This is a genomic window from Citrobacter sp. Cpo065 (genome assembly GCF_030332805.1).
In the GTDB taxonomy this organism is placed as follows: Bacteria; Pseudomonadota; Gammaproteobacteria; order Enterobacterales; family Enterobacteriaceae; genus Citrobacter; species Citrobacter portucalensis.
On sequence record NZ_JAOWHC010000035.1, the window covers coordinates 401099 to 421217 of the forward strand.

Consider the following 20119-nt stretch of genomic DNA (forward strand, 5'->3'; position numbering starts at 1 on the left):
ATGTGAATCCAAGGATTGTACACGTTTGTTAATAGAATATTAAGAGCCTGGATCATTAGGCGTTATTGGCGCAGACAGTTTGAACACGGCCAGCGCGGAAGAACCGGAGCGTACACGTAGTACGTGAGGATTCTGAGCACTGCCCAGGTTCGAAATGGCAAGCAAAATAGCCCTAATGGGCCAGGCTCTAAATACCGAGTGGATAAATATCGTGACCCAACGCGCGCCATTCGTTCAGCTGTTGCTGCTGAACGGGCGTTTGGTTCTCGCCGCACCAGACAAGCAAGGTGCGACCTTCAAACAGCTCCGGTCGCAGTTGGTTCAGCGAATGGGCAAGGACGTCAATGCGCCATCCCTGCTGGCTGGCGACCCAACCTTCCAGCCATAAACGGGTCGTATCATGAATGTTCCAGCCAACCACCAGAGCATCTTTCCCCTGTTTCTTACGTGCTGAGGCCAGACAAATCGCGATATAGTTGATCAGTACGCCGTCGAGGATCCCCAGTAACGCCTGCAGGATCGGCTGTTGGCATTGCAGACGTCGGCGTAACGGAATGAACAAATGGGTGTTGAGCGTTTGTGCGGGATAATCCTGGCCGCGCTCTTTGATCCACAGTCTGAGGCTATGCAGATTATTACTTTGCAAATAGCTCAACAGCGTCTCTTGTTGTTCACGCCAACCGTTATGCACATCAATGCTCTCATTGCTGAGCAACATTTTAACCTTGCTGACCTGGACACCGTTGTTTATCCAGCGTTTTATCTCGCGGATCCGGTCGATATCCGCATCGTTAAACAGGCGATGCCCGCCGTCTGTCCGCTGCGGTTTAAGTAATCCGTAACGCCTCTGCCACGCGCGTAAAGTGACAGGGTTGATATCACAAAGCAAAGCCACTTCACCTATTGTGTAAAGCGCCATCGTCGTCTCACTCTTGCTCGCGAGGTCCCAGTTTTACTTTAGACGCTCTTTTGCGAACCAGGTAGTTTTGTCTGTTTTTTGATCTATGAATGGGTGATTTTGTAACCATGCTCGCGCTTTCGAGTGATCGTTCTCACAAATTCGTCTTTTTTTGCAACACTTCAAAGAAAGTTACACGCAGCCCATGTATGTTACGCGCTTTTAAGTGATGTGTGGTTGGCGGGTATGTACGAGTTTAATCTGGTGTTGCTGCTGCTTCAGCAGATGTGTGTGTTCCTCGTTATCGCGTGGCTCATGAGCAAAACGCGTTTGTTTATCCCGCTGATGCAGGTGACTATCCGACTCCCGCACAAACTGCTTTGCTATGTTACTTTTTCCATTTTCTGCATTTTAGGCACCTATTTCGGGCTGCACATTGATGACTCCATTGCTAACACTCGCGCTATTGGCGCGGTGATGGGCGGGCTGCTTGGCGGCCCGGTGGTTGGCGGTTTAGTTGGTCTTACCGGCGGTTTGCATCGTTATTCGATGGGGGGGATGACTGCGCTTAGCTGCATGATCTCGACCATTGTGGAAGGGTTGCTCGGCGGGCTGGTGCACAGCGTGCTTACCCGTCGTGGTCGTACCGATAAAGTCTTTAGTCCGCTGACCGCGGGAGCGATTACCTTTGTTGCCGAACTGGTGCAGATGCTGATCATCTTATTAATTGCGCGTCCGTTCGATGATGCGTTTCGGTTGGTCAGCAATATTGCCGCGCCGATGATGGTGACCAATACCGTGGGCGCCGCCTTATTTATGCGTATTTTGCTCGATAAACGGGCGATGTTTGAAAAATATACCTCCGCTTTTTCCGCCACAGCACTCAAAGTTGCCGCCTCAACGGAAGGTATTTTGCGCCAGGGATTCAACGAGGTTAACAGCATGAAGGTTGCTCAGGTGCTGTATGAAGAGTTGGATATCGGTGCGGTGGCGATTACCGACCGTGAGAAACTGCTGGCATTTACCGGTATTGGTGACGATCACCATCTACCCGGAAAACCTATTTCATCGTCATATACCCAACGCGCGATTGAAACCGGAGAGGTGGTGTATGCCGATGGGAATGAAGTTCCTTACCGTTGCTCTTTGCACCCGCAATGCAAATTAGGCTCGACGCTGGTGATCCCCCTGCGAGGTGAAAACCAGCGGGTAATGGGGACCATCAAACTTTATGAGGCCAAAAACCGCCTCTTTAGTTCGATCAACCGTACGCTGGGGGAAGGGATCGCCCAACTGCTTTCGGCGCAAATTCTGGCCGGGCAGTATGAGCGGCAAAAAGCGATGCTCACGCAGTCGGAAATAAAACTCCTGCACGCCCAGGTCAATCCCCATTTTCTGTTTAATGCTCTCAACACCATCAAAGCTGTGATCCGACGCGATAGCGAGCAGGCCAGCCAACTGGTGCAGTATCTGTCGACGTTCTTTCGTAAAAATTTAAAACGCCCGTCGGAAATTGTGACGCTGGCAGATGAAATTGAACACGTTAATGCTTATCTGCAAATTGAAAAGGCACGATTCCAGTCGCGTCTTCAGGTGACCTTGACGGTGCCAGAAGAACTTTCGCATCAGCAATTACCCGCCTTTACTCTGCAACCCATCGTGGAGAATGCCATTAAACACGGTACTTCTCAGTTACTGGATACCGGTGAAGTATCGATTACCGCCCATCGCGAAGGGCAATATCTGATGCTGGATATCGAAGACAATGCCGGGCTGTATCAGCCAACCTCAGAAGCCAGTGGACTGGGTATGAATCTGGTCGATAAACGACTGCGCGAGCGGTTTGGCGATGATTTTGGCATCAGCGTAGCGTGTGAACCTGACCGCTTTACCCGAATCACTTTACGACTTCCTCTGGAGGAACTGGCATGATCAAAGTGCTGATTGTCGATGACGAACCGTTAGCCCGGGAGAATCTGCGGATCCTGTTGCAAGAGCAAAGCGACATCGAGATTGTCGGTGAATGTTCGAATGCGGTGGAAGCCATTGGCGCGGTGCATAAATTGCGTCCGGATGTTCTGTTCCTTGATATTCAGATGCCGCGAATCAGCGGCCTGGAAATGGTTGGCATGCTTGATCCCGAGCATCGTCCGTACATTGTTTTTCTGACCGCCTTTGATGAGTATGCGGTGAAAGCCTTCGAAGAACATGCGTTTGATTATCTGCTCAAGCCGATTGAAGAAGCACGGCTGGAAAAAACGCTAATCCGTTTGCGTCAGGAGCGTACCAAGCAGGATGTATCACTGCTGCCAGAAAATCAGCAGGCGCTGAAGTTTATTCCGTGCAGCGGCCATAGCCGGATTTATTTGCTGCAAATGGATGATGTGGCGTTTATCAGCAGTCGCATGAGTGGTGTGTATGTGACGAGCAGCGATGGTAAAGAAGGCTTCACTGAGTTGACGCTCAGGACGCTGGAGAGCCGTACTCCTCTGCTGCGTTGTCATCGGCAATATCTGGTAAATATGGCGCAATTGCAGGAGATCCGTCTGGAAGACAACGGTCAGGCGGAACTGATTTTGCGTAACGGACTGACCGTTCCGGTGAGTCGTCGTTATCTTAAAAGTCTAAAAGAGGCGATTGGACTGTAAAACTGATACACTGCGCGCCATTGCATCACCGACAGTTGAAGGCTCTATGCTAAGTAACGATATTCTTCGTAGCCTGCGCTACACCCTGAAAGCGAACAATAACGACATGGTGCGTATTCTTGCGCTTGCTGACATGGAATCCACCTCCGCAGGTTTCGATACCTGGATGACAAAAGAAGATGAGGCTGGGTTTGTTCGTTGCCCGGATATCATTCTCTCCGGTTTTTTAAACGGCCTGATTTATCATCTGCGTGGTAAAGATGATTCTGCACCGGAACTGGCGCTGGAGCGTCGTGTTAATAACAATACGGTGCTGAAAAAGCTGCGTATCGCCTTTTCGCTGAAAACCGACGATATTCTGGCTATTATGACCGAGCAGAAATTCCGTGTGTCGATGCCGGAAATTACCGCCATGATGCGTGCCCCTGATCATAAGAACTATCGCGAATGCGGCGATCAGTTCCTGCGTTATTTTCTGCGTGGTTTGACATCACGGGTACATAACGCGAAACCATAAAGAAAAAATGGGCGACACCGATTAACATCGGGTCGCCGATGGTTTACTTCACTTCTTTAAAACCCGCCGATTCCATTACCGTTTGCATTTGCTTCATGCTGATGTTTTTATCGGCGTTTTCAGAGAGTTTCATCCCTGAAATGGCCTGCAACGCTTTTATATCAACTTTTTCCATATCGATAGTGACATTTTCTTGCGCGTAGGTATCTGAATAGGTGAGTTTTTCTTCTATGCCAGTAATGTTTTGATATTTGGCGCTTAATGCGTCGAATACTTTTGCTGCTTCCTCTTTATTGCTGGCACCGACTGACGCATAGCTAATTTTACTTTCGGAGATTTGCTTCAGGACCTTATCACCTTTATAGGTGTAAGAGACGGTGATATCAGAACCATTAATGTTGGCATTGAATGTTTTTTTCTCTTCTTTATCACCACATCCCGCCAGGGAAAAAACCACAATCGATGCCACGGCGAGAGAAAATAATTTTTGTAACGCTTTCATGTAAAACTCCATTTCATGAATATCGGATGTTAAATAATAACGTCCACGAATCTGGTGAGCCCGGACTACCTTGATACCAGAGCAGTATAGAATAAATCTAATATTAACAACGAAGCAGTCCGAAAATGGAGCAGGGGTTAAGATTAGAGGAAGCACTTGCGTAGCAAAAAAAAGCGCTGCGGTTGCAGCGCTTGAGATGTTTGATTTACTTCACCTGTTGGCCTGGTTTTGCACCTTCGTCCGGGCTTAACAGGAAGATATCTTTCCCGCCAGGACCTGCGGCCATCACCATCCCTTCGGAAATGCCGAAGCGCATCTTACGTGGTGCCAGGTTGGCAACCATAATGGTCTGGCGGCCAATCAGGACCTGCGGATCTGGATACGCAGAACGAATACCAGAGAAGACGTTACGTTTCTCACCACCGAGATCCAGCGTCAGACGCAGCAGTTTGTCGGAACCTTCCACGAACTCGGCGTTTTCAATCAGCGCTACACGCAGGTCAACTTTGGCGAAATCGTCAAAGGTGATGGTTTCCTGAATCGGGTCATCAGCCAGCGGGCCGGTAACCGATGCAGCAGCTGCTTTCACTTCTTCTTTCGACGCCTCAACCAGCGCTTCAACTTGTTTCATGTCGATGCGATTGTACAGCGCTTTAAAGGTGTTGACCTTGTGGCCGAGCAGTGGCTGCTCAATGGCATCCCAGCTCAGTTCGCTGTTCAGGAAAGCTTCAACACGTTCAGCAAGCGTTGGCAGAACCGGTTTCAGGTAGGTCATCAGCACGCGGAACAGGTTGATACCCATGGAGCAGATCGCCTGCAGGTCGGCATCGCGGCCTTCCTGTTTAGCCACCACCCACGGTGCCTGTTCGTCAACGTAGCGGTTTGCCACGTCGGCCAGCGCCATGATTTCACGGATAGCTTTACCAAATTCACGGCTTTCCCATGCTTCGCCAATCACCGCTGCGGCGTCGGTGAAGGTTTTATACAGCGCCGGGTCGGCCAGCTCAGCCGCCAGAATGCCGTCAAAACGCTTAGCAATAAAGCCAGCGTTACGGGATGCCAGGTTGACTACTTTGTTGACGATATCGGCGTTAACGCGCTGGACAAAGTCTTCCAGGTTCAGGTCGATGTCATCAATACGTGAAGAAAGCTTCGCGGTGTAGTAGTAGCGCAGGCTGTCGGCATCGAAGTGCTTCAGCCAGGTGCTGGCCTTAATGAAGGTGCCGCGAGATTTGGACATCTTCGCGCCGTTCACCGTCACATAACCGTGTACAAACAGGTTGGTCGGCTTACGGAAGTTGCTGCCTTCCAGCATGGCAGGCCAGAACAGGCTGTGGAAGTAAACGATATCCTTACCGATGAAGTGATACAGCTCGGCGTCAGAATCTTTCTTCCAGTACTCGTCAAAACTGGTGGTGTCACCGCGCTTATCGCACAGGTTTTTGAATGAACCCATATAGCCAATTGGCGCGTCCAGCCAGACATAGAAGTACTTGCCAGGCGCATTCGGGATTTCAAAACCGAAGTACGGGGAATCGCGAGAGATATCCCACTGTTGCAGGCCGGATTCGAACCATTCCTGCATTTTGTTGGCGACCTGCTCCTGTAACGCGCCGCTGCGCGTCCACGCCTGCAGCATTTCGCTGAATGACGGCAGATCAAAGAAGAAGTGTTCGGAGTCACGCATCACCGGCGTTGCGCCAGACACGACGGATTTCGGCTCGATAAGTTCGGTCGGGCTGTAGGTTGCGCCGCAGACTTCACAGTTATCGCCGTACTGATCCGGAGACTTACATTTCGGGCAGGTGCCTTTAACGAAACGGTCCGGCAGGAACATGCCTTTTTCCGGATCGTAAAGCTGGGAGATTGTACGGTTCTTAATAAAACCGTTCTCCTTCAGGCGAGTATAAATCAGCTCAGACAACTCACGGTTCTCTTCGCTGTGCGTCGAGTGGTAGTTGTCGTAGCTGATGTCAAAACCTGCAAAATCAGTCTGATGCTCCTGACTCATTTCACCGATCATCTGCTCTGGCGTGATTCCAAGCTGCTGTGCTTTCAGCATGATTGGCGTACCGTGTGCGTCGTCCGCGCAGATGAAGTTAACCTGGTGGCCGCGCATTCGCTGGTAACGGACCCAGACATCAGCCTGGATGTGCTCCAGCATATGGCCGAGGTGGATTGAGCCGTTGGCGTACGGCAGCGCGCACGTTACCAGAATTTTCTTCGCGACTTGAGTCATAGTGGGCAATTACTTCTTTTGTAGTGAAAAGGGCTTTGATAGTACCAAAATGGTAATTACTGCGCCAAGCGATAAGGGCATTTATCCGTAAATGAATAATTGTTGCGGTTGGAGTAAACTACCTGGTGACTATTGTATATTCAGAACAACAAAAAGGAGTCGGGATGAACGCACAATCCCAGGCCAAATCACCAGAGACCCTGCGCGCCATGGTTGCCGGGACGCTGGCGAATTTTCAGCATTCAACCCTGAAGCATAATCTGACGACGCTTAAAGCGTTGCACCACGTCGCCTGGATGGATGACACGTTGCACGTTGAGCTGGTCATGCCGTTTGTCTGGCATAGCGCGTTTGAGGACTTAAAAGAGCAATGTAGCGCCGATCTGCTGCGTATTACCGGTGCGAAAGCGATCGACTGGAAACTGTCGCATAACATCGCGACGCTGAAACGCGTGAAAAACCAGCCGGGTATTAATGGTGTGAAAAACATCATCGCCGTCAGTTCAGGTAAAGGTGGCGTGGGTAAATCCTCTACCGCCGTGAACCTGGCGCTGGCGCTGGCTGCAGAAGGGGCGAAGGTAGGGATTCTGGACGCCGATATTTATGGTCCGTCTATCCCGACAATGCTTGGCGCGGAAAACCAGCGTCCAACCTCGCCAGATGGTACCCACATGGCACCGATCATGTCTCATGGTCTGGCAACGAACTCCATTGGTTATCTGGTCACTGACGATAACGCGATGGTATGGCGCGGCCCGATGGCCAGCAAAGCGCTGCTGCAGATGTTGCAGGAAACCTTATGGCCGGATCTTGATTATCTGGTACTGGATATGCCGCCGGGCACCGGTGACATCCAGCTGACTCTGGCGCAGAACATTCCGGTAACGGGCGCAGTTGTTGTCACTACGCCGCAGGACATCGCGCTGATCGATGCGAAAAAGGGCATCGTGATGTTCGAAAAAGTCGAAGTGCCGGTACTGGGTATTGTTGAGAATATGAGTATGCATATTTGCAGCAACTGTGGTCACCATGAACCGATCTTCGGTACCGGTGGGGCACAGAAGTTGGCCGAGCAGTATCACACTCAACTGCTGGGACAGATGCCGCTGCATATTTCTCTGCGTGAGGATCTCGATCGTGGTACGCCGACGGTGATTAGCCGTCCTGATAGCGAATTTACTGCTATTTACCGCGACCTGGCAGGACGAGTGGCTGCACAGCTCTACTGGCAAGGAGAAGTTATTCCGGGCGAGATTGCCTTCCGCGCGGTGTAATTTATAGCGTTACAGATATTCACCGTATCAATGTATTATTGATGCGGTGAATATATTAAATTTAAAAATCTTACGATATTGTTCACTCTGCGTTTATAATTCATGTCTTTTTCCGAATAAATTACTTCAATGCATCATTACAATTGATCAAATCTATCTCATTAATCTACAATTTCAATTGGTTCAAATAGGGTGTTATGCCCATAATCTGCTGAACAGGTCCTTTGTATGCTATTTGATGCTAACCACAGGAATAACGATTAAAATGAAAAAAAGTTTACTGATGGGAATTATAGCTCTGACTTATGGAATGAGCGCCCCTACCTTCGCTTCCGATACTGCGACCTTAACAATCAGTGGGCGAGTCGTTGAACCAACCTGTAGTGCTGACGTCGTGAATAACAACGTTCAACAGAAATGTGGTCAATCTCTTCATCTTTCAAATGTCAGTCATGTGGATCCTGTTCCAGCGAAGGGCGTCGTGACCGAGATCGTTTCTTTACCAGGGGATTCAATGCGACAGATAGTGTTAAACCGTTACGATTAGACTAAGAATCTCAGTGTTGATATTAAGCACTCATCATTTATATGAATGATGAGTGCTTTTTTATTTCCCTAACAAATAAAAATCGACAATTAATAACGCTAATTTATTAAATGTATAAATAGTGTTTAGCTTCACTTATTTGTTGCAATTACATTGCAATTCGTAACTTGTTTTAAATCAACAAAACAACGCGTTCACATTGCGGCAACGTTTCTGATGTGCGAATTTAAATTCAAGAGTTAACCCTCTTAACAAATAGAAATTATTTTATTAAGGAAGATGCTATGAAACGTTCAATTATTTCTGCTGCTGTATTGTCTGCTGTATTTATGAGCGCTGGGGCTTTTGCTGCGGATACCGATCAGGGTGAATTGATTATTACTGGTAAGGTAGTTGGAACAACCTGTAAATTTACGGGTGATACCACTGCAACCATCGGCATGAACCAAATTGGTGCTGACAGATTAAATAACTTAGGTGCTGGAGGTGTTTATGAAGGATATTCAAATAAGACTACTGTGCCATTAACTGTTGAATGTACGGGGGATAAAGCACCGAAAATTACTTTCTCCAGTTCTCAATTTGATAGTTCTAATAAATATATTACACGAAATACTGCCGCAAATAATGGTGCTGGCTTCTCCGTTTACTATGGTGATGACTTTACTAAACAGGTTAACCCCGATACAGGTATTGAGTTAACTAAAACTTCAGACAATAAATATACGCTCAACTTTAGCGCACGTTATGCAAGAATTGGTGCCGCCGCTGTCACCGCTGGTGACGTGGCCTCTTCGCTGACGATGACCGTTGTTACAGATTAAGATTACTATCCTGTTTGTCGGCGGCTCTTGCCGCCGATTATTCCCGCAGTAAGGATAATTATAATGAAAAAAATACTCGCATTATTGCTGGTCGGTACGGTAATGCCTGCGTGGGGGGGCATTTACATTTACGGCACCCGTGTAATTTATCCGGCACAGAAAAAAGAAATTACCGTTCAGTTAATGAATGAAGGCAACCGCAGCTCGCTTGTCCAATCCTGGATAGATGACGGAGACACCAGCCTGCCACCAGAAAAAATCCAGGTGCCATTCGTGATGACCCCTCCAGTGGCTAAGGTCAGCGGAGGTTCTGGTCAACAGCTGAAAATTAAGCTACTGGCAAACACGCTGCCGAAAGATCGTGAAAGCCTTTTTTTCTTAATGTGCTGGATATTCCTCCTAATTCTGCGGAATTTGAAGGTAAGAATATGATTAAATTTGCTATGCAGAATCGCATCAAATTTATTTATCGTCCGCAGGGTCTTACTGGTGTGGATGAAAAAAGCTTTTCTCGCTTAAGTGTCAGGTATGTCAGTGATGGTATTAATATTAAAAATAATTCAGCCAACTGGATAACTATTCCTGAATTAGTAGGTAATTCTAAAATAAATAGTGAGACAGTGTTACTTGCTCCGTGGTCAGATAAAAAAGTTATCACTGCTGCTGTTGTTAATCATTACAAGGTTACTCTTATTGATGATCACGGAAACTATTTAAGTGAAAAAATAAAAACGGAAAGATAGTCAAGGACTGATTATGTTAAAGATAAATTCCATTACACTGGCAATCCTGTCGGTGTTGGTCACTTCATCCACATGGGCTGAAGAAGACACATTTGATACCCACTTTATGATCGGTGGTTTGAACGGTGAGAAAATCTCTCGCTATCAAATTGATGGTGATAAGCCAATGCCCGGCATATATGAAATGGATATTTATCTTAATAACCAGTGGCGCGGTCGGTACGATATTAATATCAAAGCCGATCCTGATGCGACATGTTTATCATGGACACAATTGCAGCAGATTGGTATTCGCACCGGGAATATTAAAACAGATAAAAAAGAGGAGTGCGTGCCGCTACGTGAAGCAGTACAGGGAGGTAGTGTTAGTTATGATATTGGGCAATTTATTCTGAACTTAAGCGTGCCGCAGGCGTATGTGCTTGAATATGAGCCAGGATATATGCCGCCTGAAACTTGGGATCGCGGTGTTAACGCTTTTTATACCTCTTATTATGCCAGCCAGTATTACAGTAGTTATAAACACGGCGGCGATGATAAAAGTAGTTATGTGAGCCTGAATAGTGGGTTGAACCTACTAGGATGGCAGTTGCACTCAAATGCCAACTATACCAAAGGTAATGAGGGTAGTGGCAATTGGAAAAGCAACACCCTATATATGGAGCGAGGTATACCGCAAATACTTGGCACGCTACGTACTGGGGATATGTATACCGGCTCGGATATCTTTGATGCGGTACGTTTTCGCGGTGTGCGTATCTGGCGCGATATGCAAATGTTACCGAACTCAAAACAGAATTTTACCCCAGTAGTCCGTGGGATTGCCCAGAGTAACGCGCTGGTAACTATCGAACAAAACGGCTTTGTTATTTACCAGAAAGAAGTTCCGCCAGGCCCATTTGCAATTGATGATCTGCAACTCGCCGGCGGCGGTGCGGACTTAGATGTGAGCGTGAAAGAGGCCGACGGTTCGGTATCTCATTATCTGGTGCCTTATTCATCTGTGCCGAATATGCTGCAGTCGGGCGTATCGAAATATGATTTTGCTGCGGGGCGCAGTCATATTGAGGGGGCTGGCAATCAGTATGATTTCCTGCAAGGCAGCTATCAGTATGGCTTGAACAATCTGCTAACGGTCTATGGCGGTACAATGCTGTCACAAAACTATACCTCGTTTGTACTCGGGACCGGCTGGAATACACCCATTGGCGCGGTATCGGTAGATGCCACGCGATCGCATAGCGAGCAAGACAATGGCGATGTATTTGATGGCCAGAGCTATCAGGTTGCGTGGAACAAGTATGTCGCACAGACCGGCACGCAGTTTGCGCTGGCAGCTTTTCGTTACTCCTCGCGGGATTATCGTACCTTTAATGACTACGTATGGGCGAATAACAAAAATCACTATGACCGCGATGAAAATGATGTTTATGACGTTGCAGACTACTATCAAAATGACTTTGGCCGAAAGAACAGCTTTTCGCTGAATATCAATCAAGTATTACCCGAAAACTGGGGATCCTTGGCCGTCAGCGGCCTGTGGCGCGACTACTGGCAGCGCAGTGGAACCGGCAAAGATTATCAGCTGAGCTACTCGAACGCCTGGCAGCGTGTCAGCTATACCTTGTCCGTCAGCCAGACCTATGATGAGGACAACCACGAGGATAAACGTTTTAACCTGTATATCTCCATCCCGTTCTCGTGGGGTGACGGTATTTCAACTCCTCGACGCGATCTGTTTGTCTCTAACTCAACGACGTTTGATGACGATGGTTATCAATCGAACAACACCAGCTTAAGCGGGGTGGCGGGTAATCGCAATCAATTCAGCTATGGTGCCAATCTCAGTCACCAACGACAGGGGAATGAGACAACAGCGGGTGGTAGCCTGGTCTGGCGCGCGCCAGTTGCGACTGTAGGCGGTAGTTACAGCCAATCGAATAAGTATCAACAGGCCAGCGGCAATATTCAGGGGGGTTTAGTGGTATGGTCAGATGGTGTTGCGTTAGCTCCTCGGCTTTCAGATACATTCGCCATTATCAAAGCGCCTGGATTGCAGGGGGCAGCTGTGCAGGGGCATCGTTATTTAACAACCAACAGCAAAGGTTACGCGGTTTACGACAGTTTGACGCCGTATCGTGAGAATATGCTGGTGCTGGATCTTTCCGACAGTAATAGCGATGTCGCCTTGCTTGGCAATCGCAAAGGCGCAGTGCCTTATCGCGGCGCGGTTGTGATGACGGAGTTTGAAACCGATAGGCGTAAACCCTGGTTCTTCATTGCTGAGCGTCCGGACGGCTCTCCGTTATCGTTCGGTTATGAAGTGGAAGATGATATTGGTAATAATGTTGGCCTGGTGGGGCAGGGTAGCCGGTTATTTATTCGTACTAACGATATTCCTACCTCGGTACGCGTCGCAGTTAATAAACAACAGGGACAATTCTGTACGATTACCTTCGATAAGGCAATTGATGAGAATAAAGTTTATATTTGCCGATAAGGGATCCGTTTATGAAGAAGTATTGGTTTTTAATTTTACTGTTGTTCCCTTTTTTGGGGCAGGCTAAATGTACCCCCAAAGGAAGTCCGAGCGCGACACAGTCAATTACATTGGATTTGACCACGGGTTCAACAACAGTGAGTTTCAATCCTAATCTCCAAGGGACATTCGACTGTAACTCGACAGGCGATAAAATGTATTATGCAACAAATTTGAAGGATTATATTGTTGAAATGAAGGACTCCGCTGCTGGTAAGAGCATTTTTATTAAATTGACGCTTACAGGTACAGGTTTTCCAGTAGATACAAATGGGTCTTTATTTTCACCTAAAAATTACACGGTAAATGATGTTATTAATAATAAAAAAATGTCTATTGAGGCATCATATGTGGCACCAACCACATATAGTTCAGATAGTGGTGAAATAGTGTATGGGAACTCGTTTGGATTATCTCAGCCCGCAGTCAATTTTTTATCTGATAATTCCTGTAATTCGAATATTATAGCATGGTGGTTTTGCTCGGCATTAGGATTATTGAATAGTGGTAATGCTTACTCACAACATTTGACGTTTACAGTCATACACAAACCAACAACCTGTCGTTTCTCTCAGCCGACATATGAAATCAAAATGCCGGATACGACGTTAAACGAAATGTTAAGCGCAAACAATACTAAATCAGGGTCTACAAATTTGGTACTAAATTGCAACAGTGTTTACAATGTCACTACCAATCCCGTGAGTTTTAAGGTGGTTCGCGGTGACTGGGATGAAAGCGGGAAAATACTAAATAATACGATAACGAATGGCGCAAAAGGGGTGGGGTTCCAGATATATAACGGCACCGCGACTACTCCCCTAAAACTGGGGAATACTCTGATGAACAGAATAGCTAAATTGGAAACAATCAATAATCAGTACATTTTCCCTATCACTGCGAAATATGTTCGCGTGACAGGAGAATCTTTACGACCAGGTGAGGTACAAAGTAAAGTCATATTTGCAGTATCTTATGACTAATTGATTTGCAGTATTTCACGTACTTTCTTGCTGAAAGTACGTGTTTTTATTTTATTATCGATGATAAAAAATCTCGCCGTCGTAGGCTTTAATGATCTTAGCATCGGCATCATTGACCAGCACATAAGCGCCGCCCATGTAGGTCCAGTGGGTGCCTGCCGTCGGTGCGGGCAGGTTGCGCAGATTCCACTGCTTAATGGTGTATTCGCTGGTGAGATACAGTGGTGGAACTTTGTCACCGGGTTTGAAATGGGTAAAATCGGCAATAAAACTTTTTAGCTCATATTGATCAATACCCTTTGCGGCAGCAGTAGCTGTAGGCGCGGCCCAGACGGTGCTGGTTACGAGCAACAGCGCGCCCAGCAACATTTTCTTCTTCATACCCATCCTCTCTACCTCTTCGGGTCATCAAAATCAGTCATGTATCATTCCTGGCATACCGGATGTCTGACAAGCACTATTTTGTGATCACTCCAGTCATTTCGTAAAAAGTGTAAATGAAAGTACAGAATTGCAGCAACCTTGACCAGTAGTTTCACTGCGGGAGTGGGGAGTGCGCCAATTTACATCGTTAAGCACAGGCAGTATCCTGTTACTGAAACCAGCGTATTACGTTTGTGTTTCAACGACTCGGGGTGCCCTTCTGGTGAAGGCTGAGAAATACCCGTACCACCTGATCTGGATAATGCCAGCGTAGGGAAGTCTGACACTGCTCGTGTCCCTTCTTCGCGCGGGCAGGAGCTGAACCATGCAGCCTGACCTGCACAGCCGCGCGCTCGCGGCTCACACTTTGCACCAATTTAGAACCTTATCCCCGCTCACACACTGTATGACCAATGAGGTCGTGCAAAGCTTTACTGCCAATACGTTACTGGCGCTGGGCGCATCGCCTGCGATGGTGATCGAGCCTGAAGAAGCCAGCCAATTCGCCGCTATTGCCAGTGCATTGCTGGTTAATGTCGGCACCTTAACTCGGGAACGGGCCACGGCGATGCGTGCCGCAGTTGAGCAGGCTCATCATGCTAAAACCCCGTGGACGCTCGATCCCGTTGCCGTAGGCGCGCTTGTGTTTCGCCGGCGCTTCTGCCTGGAATTATTGTCACTACAGCCTGCGGCTATTCGTGGCAACGCTTCGGAAATACTTGCTCTGGCCGGCATGAACGGTGGGGGACGCGGCGTGGATACAACCGATACGGCTGTCGCTGCGCTTCCGGCAGCGCAGGCGCTGGCTCGTCAGATTGGGACCATTGTCGTGGTTACCGGCGAAGTGGATTACGTCACCGATGGTCAGCGTACCGTTTGCGTGGACGGTGGTGACCCGTTGATGACTCGCGTGGTGGGCACCGGATGCGCGCTATCAGCGGTTGTTGCGGCCAGTTGCGCTTTACGTGGTGACCGACTTGATAACGTCGCCTCCGCCTGTAGCTGGATGAAACAGGCCGGGCAAATAGCCACACAACAATCAAACGGACCGGGCAGCTTTGTCCCGGCATTTCTCGACGCCCTCTATAACCTGAACGCCCAGGAGCAAGCATGAAACGGATTAACGCATTAACGATCGCCGGAACCGACCCAAGCGGTGGCGCGGGTATTCAGGCTGATTTAAAAACCTTCTCGGCGCTGGGCGCTTACGGCTGTTCCGTTATCACGGCGTTGGTGGCGCAAAATACGCGTGGGGTGCAGTCGGTGTATCGCATTGAACCTGATTTTGTCGCCGCGCAGTTGGATTCTGTGTTCAATGATGTGCGTATTGATACGACTAAAATCGGTATGCTGGCTGAGACGGATATTGTCGAAGCTGTTGCCGAACGTTTACGTCGCCATCGAGTACAAAATGTGGTGCTGGACACGGTGATGTTGGCGAAAAGCGGCGATCCGTTGCTGTCGCCCTCGGCGGTAGAAACGTTGCGTACCCGTTTGCTGCCGCAGGTTTCAATTATCACCCCTAATTTACCCGAAGCTGCTGCACTGCTCGGGGCATCGCATGCGCAGACTGAGCAGGAGATGTTAGAGCAGGGAAGGGCGCTACGGGCGCTGGGCTGCGAGGCAGTGTTGATGAAGGGCGGTCATCTGGATGGTGCACAAAGCCCCGACTGGCTCTTTACGCGCGATGGTGAGCAGCGTTTTACCGCACCAAGGGTGATGACCAAAAATACCCATGGCACCGGTTGTACGCTATCGGCGGCGTTGGCAGCCCTGCGTCCGCGCCATAACAACTGGGCCGATACCGTACAGGAAGCCAAACTGTGGCTTTCAGCGGCGCTGGCACAGGCCGACACGCTGGAAGTTGGCGAAGGAATCGGTCCGGTGCATCATTTCCACGCGTGGTGGTAATGGGTATACTGGCTGCAGAAACGGCGGCCAGGAAAAAGATAAATGGAACAAGCGCATACCCAGCTTATCGCACAACTGAATGAACGTATTTCAGCGGCGGATAACACGCCGCTGTATATGAAATTTGCGCAGACGGTGAAGAATGCTGTGCGCAGTGGGATCCTGGAGCACGGCAATATCCTGCCCGGCGAGCGCGACCTCAGCCAGTTGACCGGCGTTTCTCGGATTACGGTACGCAAGGCGATGCAGGCTCTGGAAGAAGAAGGTGTAGTAACACGTGCCCGCGGTTACGGAACGCAAATTAACAATATCTTCGAGTATTCGCTTAAAGAAGCGCGCGGTTTTTCTCAGCAGGTGGTGTTGCGCGGTAAAAAACCGGATACGTTGTGGGTTAACAAAAGAATTGTGCCTTGCCCGGAAGAGGTGGCACAGCAGTTGGCTGTTGTCGCAGGGAGTGATGTCTTCCTGCTCAAACGCATTCGTTACGTTGACGAAGACGCAGTCTCTATTGAAGAGTCCTGGGTACCCGCACATCTAATTCATGACGTGGATGCCATCGGTGTTTCGCTGTATGACTATTTTCGTAACCAGCATATTTTCCCGCAGCGCACGCGCTCACGTGTTAGCGCCAGAATGCCTGACGCAGAGTTCCAGGCGCACATTCAAATGGATAGCAAAGTGCCGGTACTGGTGATCAAGCAGGTAGCGCTTGACCAGCAGCAACGGCCTATTGAATACAGCATCAGTTACTGTCGTAGCGATCTATACGTTTTTGTGTGCGAGGAGTAGCTCCTCGCGTGACGGGGCGCAATCGCCGCCGCGATGTCCAACTACCCAGGACGCCACCGCGTTACCTAACAGCACTGAGTCGGCCAGCGTCCAGCCAGACGCCAGCCCAGCCAGCATGCCGCCAGCGTGGCTGTCACCTGCGCCGATAGTATCAACGACCGCCGTTGCAAATGCCGGTACGCAGCCAGATGTCTGTGCGCTGAAATACCATGCGCCGTCTTTATCGTGACGCACGACCACCGGTGCGGTGAAACGCTGCACCCATTCTGCGCCAAAACCTTCCACATCCTGACTTAATGCAAACCGCTCGGCAGCAATTTCCGCCTCCTGACGATTAAGTGACACCAGCGGACGACAGGCCATAATTCTTGCCAGTAAGGGCTCGGGAATGTCGCCGATGCGCGGGCCAAAATCGATAAATGGTGTCACCTCATCCAGGCCTTCCAGCCACTGCACCAGCAATTCACCGCACGGGGACGCTAGCTGATAACCCGACAGATACACCAGGCTATGACGCGGGATATCCAGCTGTGCCAGCCAGGCGGCATTCCACTGATTCTCAACGCCGCTAAAAGACATAAAGGTACGCTCGCCATCCGGCTCCACCAGCGCCAGACACCAGCCGTTATCGCCTTCGGCATTGTCGATCCGGCTGTGCAGTCCCTCTTTTGCCATCCGGTTGCGGATAATGTCGGCCCACACTCCCTGACCCAGTGGTAGAGCATTGCAGGCATCGATACCTAAACGCTTAAGCGTGACGGCGATATTGAGTGCGCAGCCGCCAACGTTAACACCTTGCTGCTTGAGCTCGATGTCACAGCCGCGCCAGGGGAGGGCATACGCATCGGCAATGACATCAATCACCGCCGCACCCACCACCGTTACTGGCCGCTGTGTACGTAACTGCGAGAGAAGTTGTTGCAGATGCGTGTTGCTCATAGCGCCTCCCGCTGCTCGCGCAGTCGCATTAACCCGTTGGCGTAGTGGGTAAAGTCCAGCTGATTCACCGCGTCCAATTCCTGCTTCAATGCTGGGTTGATCGCGCTCACGCCATGTAATGCACCACAAATGGCGGTTGCCATCGCCCCGATGGTGTCGGTATCGCCGCCGAGGTTAGCGCACAAAATGGCGCAGCGGTTAGGATCGGTCTGTGCCAGCTCAACCATGGCGATAGCGCAAGGAACGGACTCAATGGTGCTGGTTCCTGCCCCCACAACCTGATACAACTGCTCGCTGGCGGACTCGACGCCATCGGCGTTACGGACGATTTTCAGCGCCAGTTCAAGGCGTGCACAAAGCGATGCGCTAAAGGTGGTGATTTGTTTTTGCTGCGCATGCAGGGCAATGGCAGGTAGCGCGTCGACAATCTCTGACCATTTTCCTCCGTCGATGGCGCGCGATACCGCCCACGCGACGACAACGGCTCCCGCGATAGCCAGATCCGATTTATGCGTTGGGCTGGAGGCCAGGGCTACATCATCGATAAAGGCATCAAGATCGCGGGCGGGCAGCAGGCATCCCAGCGGGGAAACGCGCATTGCCGCGCCATTGGTCACGCCGTTGTTTTCCAGTTCGGCGACCGGTTTACCGTCACGAATAGCTTTCAACGCAATTTTCGAGGTCGGGCCGAGCACGTTTTTATTAAAAGCATCAAACTGCTCGGCCCAGGCCAAAATATTGCGACCAATAACGTCTGGCACAATTTCGCCGTCGCACTCAAGCAGGGCATCTGCCAGACACAGTGCCATGGACGTGTCATCAGTGAACTCCGCCTGGTTAAAATAGCAGGCGGCATTATTTTCCGCAGGGCCGGGCAAAAAACGGTCGATCCAACCGAAGTGTGCTTTTACCCGGGTTCTTGGCCACAGTTCCGACGGCATGCCCATCGCATCCCCTAACGCCTGCCCATAAAGAGCACCGAGAATACGTTCTGCTTTCATTTTACTTCCCCTTGTTTCAACGCTACATCGCGATCGTCCACCTTAATGGCGGTGATTTCTTTGTCTGATTCGCGAAAGAAAATCATAAACATCACGGCAATGACGGCAATCATGACCGCGCCAAATCCCCACATGCCAGCCCAGTTAAAGGTGAGACCATTAACCGGTTCCTGATAAGCAAACATTTTTTCCATCATCACGCCGCCCAGACGGTAACCGAGCAGGCTGCCGAACCCCTGACAGCAGAGGGTGATAAGCCCTTGCGCTGCGGTGCGCATGTGGACCGGCGCTTTTTTATCGACATAGATGTAAGCCGTGACGTAATAGAAGTCGTAACTGACGCCGTGCAGCAGAATGCCGAGAAACAGCAGGGCGTAAGTGAAATATTCTTCCGCACCGCCGTAAACGAAAAATCCGTAGCGGATCGCCGCAGTAATAAGACCAAGCAACAATACCTTTTTAATGCCAAAGCGTTTGGTGAAAAACGGTAACGCCAGCATGAAGAAGATTTCAGAGAATTGGCCCAGTGTCATCCAGCCGGTGGCGTTTTTCATTCCGACTTCTGTCAGGTAGCCGTTGGCGAAGATGTAATAGAACGCCAGTGGCATCGCAAACAGGAAAGAGCAAAAGAAGAAGACGAGGAAGTTCTTATCGCGCAGCAGGATCAGCGCATCCAGACCCAGCATAACTTTGAAATCCATTTTGCCGGTACTTTTTGGCGGCGTATCCGGTAAAAAGAAGGCAAAGACGCCCAACAGCGCGGAGCTTCCGGCAGTGATAAGCAGGGGGATATTGGTGGGTGAAATATCGCTATAGCCAAGCATTTGCGGTAAGAAACCGCAGGCCAAACCAGAAGCAATCCAGCCGATGGTCCCCATCACACGGATGCGTGGGAAATCACGTTCAACGTCCGGTACGTTGGCAAAAGCGATGCTGTTGGTCAACGCAATCGTCGGCATATAGGTTAACGAATAGGCCAGTAACAGCGGGAAGAATCCACTGAAGGTGGTTTGCTGGGCGGCGAAATACATCAAAATAGCGCCAGCGAACATCAACACCGCCAGCACTTTCTGCGCGGAGAAAAAGCGGTCAGTGATAGAGCCGACCAGGATGGGCGACAGGATCGCGGCAATCGCGGTACAGGCGTAAGACCAGCCGATCTCCCCGGCGCTAAAGCCACTTTTACTCAGCCACAGCCACAGTGGTACAAACCAGGCGCCCCAGATAAACCACTCTACAAACATCATGAACGACAGCTTAACTGTAGTTTTCATCTTTAAATCCTTCATGACAGGTAAGGTACGCGCTGATAGTACCATTCAGTAATACCTTTAAAATACCT

18 protein-coding genes, 1 pseudogene and 1 riboswitch are annotated in these 20119 nt (G+C 49.6%); of the genes and pseudogenes, 12 read left to right on the forward strand and 7 right to left on the reverse strand.

Annotated features, from left to right (window positions below; genetic code table 11):
• Nucleotides 1–187: 187 nt before the first annotated feature.
• On the reverse strand, nucleotides 188–919 hold the full coding sequence (gene mlrA, locus OGY68_RS22420; protein WP_286617512.1) for an HTH-type transcriptional regulator MlrA: 732 nt from the start codon (nucleotides 917–919) through the stop codon (nucleotides 188–190).
• A gap of 225 nt (nucleotides 920–1144) precedes the next feature.
• Between mlrA and OGY68_RS22425 the strand changes: the two genes are divergently transcribed.
• The 3 genes from OGY68_RS22425 to OGY68_RS22435 are packed head-to-tail and all read left to right on the forward strand — an operon-like array spanning nucleotide 1145 to nucleotide 4063.
• Nucleotides 1145–2830 carry a sensor histidine kinase gene (locus OGY68_RS22425; RefSeq protein WP_020996665.1) on the forward strand — a complete coding sequence of 562 codons (1686 nt, stop codon included), beginning with the start codon at nucleotides 1145–1147 and terminating at the stop codon, nucleotides 2828–2830.
• Complete coding sequence (gene btsR / locus OGY68_RS22430; RefSeq protein WP_003840155.1) at nucleotides 2827–3546, forward strand: two-component system response regulator BtsR; 720 nt, start codon at nucleotides 2827–2829, stop codon at nucleotides 3544–3546. The genes OGY68_RS22425 and btsR overlap by 4 nt, the downstream gene beginning before the upstream one ends.
• A gap of 46 nt (nucleotides 3547–3592) precedes the next feature.
• Complete coding sequence (locus tag OGY68_RS22435; RefSeq protein ID WP_003834454.1) at nucleotides 3593–4063, forward strand: YehS family protein; 471 nt, start codon at nucleotides 3593–3595, stop codon at nucleotides 4061–4063.
• Nucleotides 4064–4106: 43 nt separating this feature from the next.
• Here the strand turns inward: OGY68_RS22435 and OGY68_RS22440 are convergent, their stop codons facing one another.
• Together OGY68_RS22440 and metG are read right to left on the reverse strand one after the other, a co-directional pair.
• A complete protein-coding gene (locus OGY68_RS22440) occupies nucleotides 4107–4565 on the reverse strand; it encodes a YehR family lipoprotein (RefSeq protein ID WP_057066540.1) in 459 nt (152 codons plus the stop codon).
• Nucleotides 4566–4770: 205 nt separating this feature from the next.
• The gene (metG, locus tag OGY68_RS22445; RefSeq protein ID WP_057066541.1) at nucleotides 4771–6804 is read right to left on the reverse strand and encodes a methionine--tRNA ligase; all 2034 of its coding nucleotides are present in this window, start codon (nucleotides 6802–6804) and stop codon (nucleotides 4771–4773) included.
• Between the two features lie 164 nt (nucleotides 6805–6968).
• Between metG and apbC the strand changes: the two genes are divergently transcribed.
• The 6 genes and pseudogenes from apbC (at nucleotide 6969) to OGY68_RS22475 (ending at nucleotide 13714) form a co-directional block, all read left to right on the forward strand.
• Nucleotides 6969–8078 carry an iron-sulfur cluster carrier protein ApbC gene (apbC, locus tag OGY68_RS22450; protein WP_003027343.1) on the forward strand — a complete coding sequence of 370 codons (1110 nt, stop codon included), beginning with the start codon at nucleotides 6969–6971 and terminating at the stop codon, nucleotides 8076–8078.
• Between the two features lie 265 nt (nucleotides 8079–8343).
• Nucleotides 8344–8625: a DUF2574 family protein gene (locus OGY68_RS22455; protein ID WP_071941301.1), complete on the forward strand. Its 282-nt coding sequence runs from the start codon at nucleotides 8344–8346 to the stop codon at nucleotides 8623–8625.
• Between the two features lie 284 nt (nucleotides 8626–8909).
• Nucleotides 8910–9449 (forward strand): fimbrial protein YehD, encoded by a 540-nt coding sequence (gene yehD, locus OGY68_RS22460; protein ID WP_065772024.1) that lies wholly within the window; start codon nucleotides 8910–8912, stop codon nucleotides 9447–9449.
• Between the two features lie 63 nt (nucleotides 9450–9512).
• Nucleotides 9513–10192 (forward strand): annotated as a pseudogene (locus OGY68_RS22465) (fimbrial assembly chaperone).
• A 13-nt stretch (nucleotides 10193–10205) separates the two neighbouring features.
• Entirely contained in the window at nucleotides 10206–12692 is a 2487-nt protein-coding gene (locus tag OGY68_RS22470) for a fimbrial biogenesis outer membrane usher protein (protein ID WP_057068840.1), read from the forward strand.
• An 11-nt stretch (nucleotides 12693–12703) separates the two neighbouring features.
• Entirely contained in the window at nucleotides 12704–13714 is a 1011-nt protein-coding gene (locus OGY68_RS22475) for a fimbrial protein (protein ID WP_057068841.1), read from the forward strand.
• Nucleotides 13715–13768: 54 nt separating this feature from the next.
• Here the strand turns inward: OGY68_RS22475 and OGY68_RS22480 are convergent, their stop codons facing one another.
• Nucleotides 13769–14095: an RcnB family protein gene (locus OGY68_RS22480; RefSeq protein ID WP_032940076.1), complete on the reverse strand. Its 327-nt coding sequence runs from the start codon at nucleotides 14093–14095 to the stop codon at nucleotides 13769–13771.
• 240 nt (nucleotides 14096–14335) lie between these two features.
• Nucleotides 14336–14431, forward strand: a riboswitch (TPP riboswitch).
• Nucleotides 14432–14462: 31 nt separating this feature from the next.
• On the opposite strand from OGY68_RS22480, the gene thiM reads away from it, so the two are divergent.
• The 3 genes from thiM to OGY68_RS22495 are packed head-to-tail and all read left to right on the forward strand — an operon-like array spanning nucleotide 14463 to nucleotide 16837.
• Nucleotides 14463–15251, forward strand: a complete 789-nt coding sequence (gene thiM / locus OGY68_RS22485; protein ID WP_057068844.1) for a hydroxyethylthiazole kinase — start codon at nucleotides 14463–14465, stop codon at nucleotides 15249–15251.
• Complete coding sequence (thiD, locus tag OGY68_RS22490) at nucleotides 15248–16048, forward strand: bifunctional hydroxymethylpyrimidine kinase/phosphomethylpyrimidine kinase (RefSeq protein ID WP_057068846.1); 801 nt, start codon at nucleotides 15248–15250, stop codon at nucleotides 16046–16048. Before thiM ends, thiD begins: the two co-directional genes overlap by 4 nt.
• A gap of 42 nt (nucleotides 16049–16090) precedes the next feature.
• Entirely contained in the window at nucleotides 16091–16837 is a 747-nt protein-coding gene (locus tag OGY68_RS22495) for a GntR family transcriptional regulator (protein ID WP_057068848.1), read from the forward strand.
• Here OGY68_RS22495 and OGY68_RS22500 read toward each other — a convergent pair.
• The 3 genes from OGY68_RS22500 to OGY68_RS22510 are packed head-to-tail and all read right to left on the reverse strand — an operon-like array spanning nucleotide 16811 to nucleotide 20051.
• Nucleotides 16811–17776, reverse strand: a complete 966-nt coding sequence (locus OGY68_RS22500) for a PfkB family carbohydrate kinase (RefSeq protein WP_057068850.1) — start codon at nucleotides 17774–17776, stop codon at nucleotides 16811–16813. The genes OGY68_RS22495 and OGY68_RS22500 overlap by 27 nt on opposite strands.
• On the reverse strand, nucleotides 17773–18777 hold the full coding sequence (locus OGY68_RS22505; RefSeq protein ID WP_057068853.1) for an ADP-ribosylglycohydrolase family protein: 1005 nt from the start codon (nucleotides 18775–18777) through the stop codon (nucleotides 17773–17775). The genes OGY68_RS22500 and OGY68_RS22505 overlap by 4 nt, the downstream gene beginning before the upstream one ends.
• Nucleotides 18774–20051, reverse strand: a complete 1278-nt coding sequence (locus OGY68_RS22510; RefSeq protein WP_043016917.1) for a nucleoside permease — start codon at nucleotides 20049–20051, stop codon at nucleotides 18774–18776. The genes OGY68_RS22505 and OGY68_RS22510 overlap by 4 nt, the downstream gene beginning before the upstream one ends.
• Nucleotides 20052–20119: the final 68 nt, after the last annotated feature.

What these genes read in the sequence shown, in the direction of transcription:
- OGY68_RS22495 (WP_057068848.1), top strand. Translation starts at nt 16,091, where the DNA reads ATGGAACAAGCGCATACCCAGCTTATCGCACAACTGAATGAACGTATT.
- OGY68_RS22475 (WP_057068841.1), top strand. Translation starts at nt 12,704, where the DNA reads ATGAAGAAGTATTGGTTTTTAATTTTACTGTTGTTCCCTTTTTTGGGG.
- OGY68_RS22425 (WP_020996665.1), top strand. Translation starts at nt 1,145, where the DNA reads ATGTACGAGTTTAATCTGGTGTTGCTGCTGCTTCAGCAGATGTGTGTG.
- OGY68_RS22500 (WP_057068850.1), bottom strand. Translation starts at nt 17,776, where the DNA reads ATGAGCAACACGCATCTGCAACAACTTCTCTCGCAGTTACGTACACAG.
- OGY68_RS22470 (WP_057068840.1), top strand. Translation starts at nt 10,206, where the DNA reads ATGTTAAAGATAAATTCCATTACACTGGCAATCCTGTCGGTGTTGGTC.
- OGY68_RS22440 (WP_057066540.1), bottom strand. Translation starts at nt 4,565, where the DNA reads ATGAAAGCGTTACAAAAATTATTTTCTCTCGCCGTGGCATCGATTGTG.
- thiD (WP_057068846.1), top strand. Translation starts at nt 15,248, where the DNA reads ATGAAACGGATTAACGCATTAACGATCGCCGGAACCGACCCAAGCGGT.
- metG (WP_057066541.1), bottom strand. Translation starts at nt 6,804, where the DNA reads ATGACTCAAGTCGCGAAGAAAATTCTGGTAACGTGCGCGCTGCCGTAC.
- apbC (WP_003027343.1), top strand. Translation starts at nt 6,969, where the DNA reads ATGAACGCACAATCCCAGGCCAAATCACCAGAGACCCTGCGCGCCATG.
- OGY68_RS22435 (WP_003834454.1), top strand. Translation starts at nt 3,593, where the DNA reads ATGCTAAGTAACGATATTCTTCGTAGCCTGCGCTACACCCTGAAAGCG.
- mlrA (WP_286617512.1), bottom strand. Translation starts at nt 919, where the DNA reads ATGGCGCTTTACACAATAGGTGAAGTGGCTTTGCTTTGTGATATCAAC.
- yehD (WP_065772024.1), top strand. Translation starts at nt 8,910, where the DNA reads ATGAAACGTTCAATTATTTCTGCTGCTGTATTGTCTGCTGTATTTATG.
- OGY68_RS22455 (WP_071941301.1), top strand. Translation starts at nt 8,344, where the DNA reads ATGAAAAAAAGTTTACTGATGGGAATTATAGCTCTGACTTATGGAATG.
- OGY68_RS22505 (WP_057068853.1), bottom strand. Translation starts at nt 18,777, where the DNA reads ATGAAAGCAGAACGTATTCTCGGTGCTCTTTATGGGCAGGCGTTAGGG.
- OGY68_RS22510 (WP_043016917.1), bottom strand. Translation starts at nt 20,051, where the DNA reads ATGAAAACTACAGTTAAGCTGTCGTTCATGATGTTTGTAGAGTGGTTT.
- OGY68_RS22480 (WP_032940076.1), bottom strand. Translation starts at nt 14,095, where the DNA reads ATGAAGAAGAAAATGTTGCTGGGCGCGCTGTTGCTCGTAACCAGCACC.
- btsR (WP_003840155.1), top strand. Translation starts at nt 2,827, where the DNA reads ATGATCAAAGTGCTGATTGTCGATGACGAACCGTTAGCCCGGGAGAAT.
- thiM (WP_057068844.1), top strand. Translation starts at nt 14,463, where the DNA reads ATGCAGCCTGACCTGCACAGCCGCGCGCTCGCGGCTCACACTTTGCAC.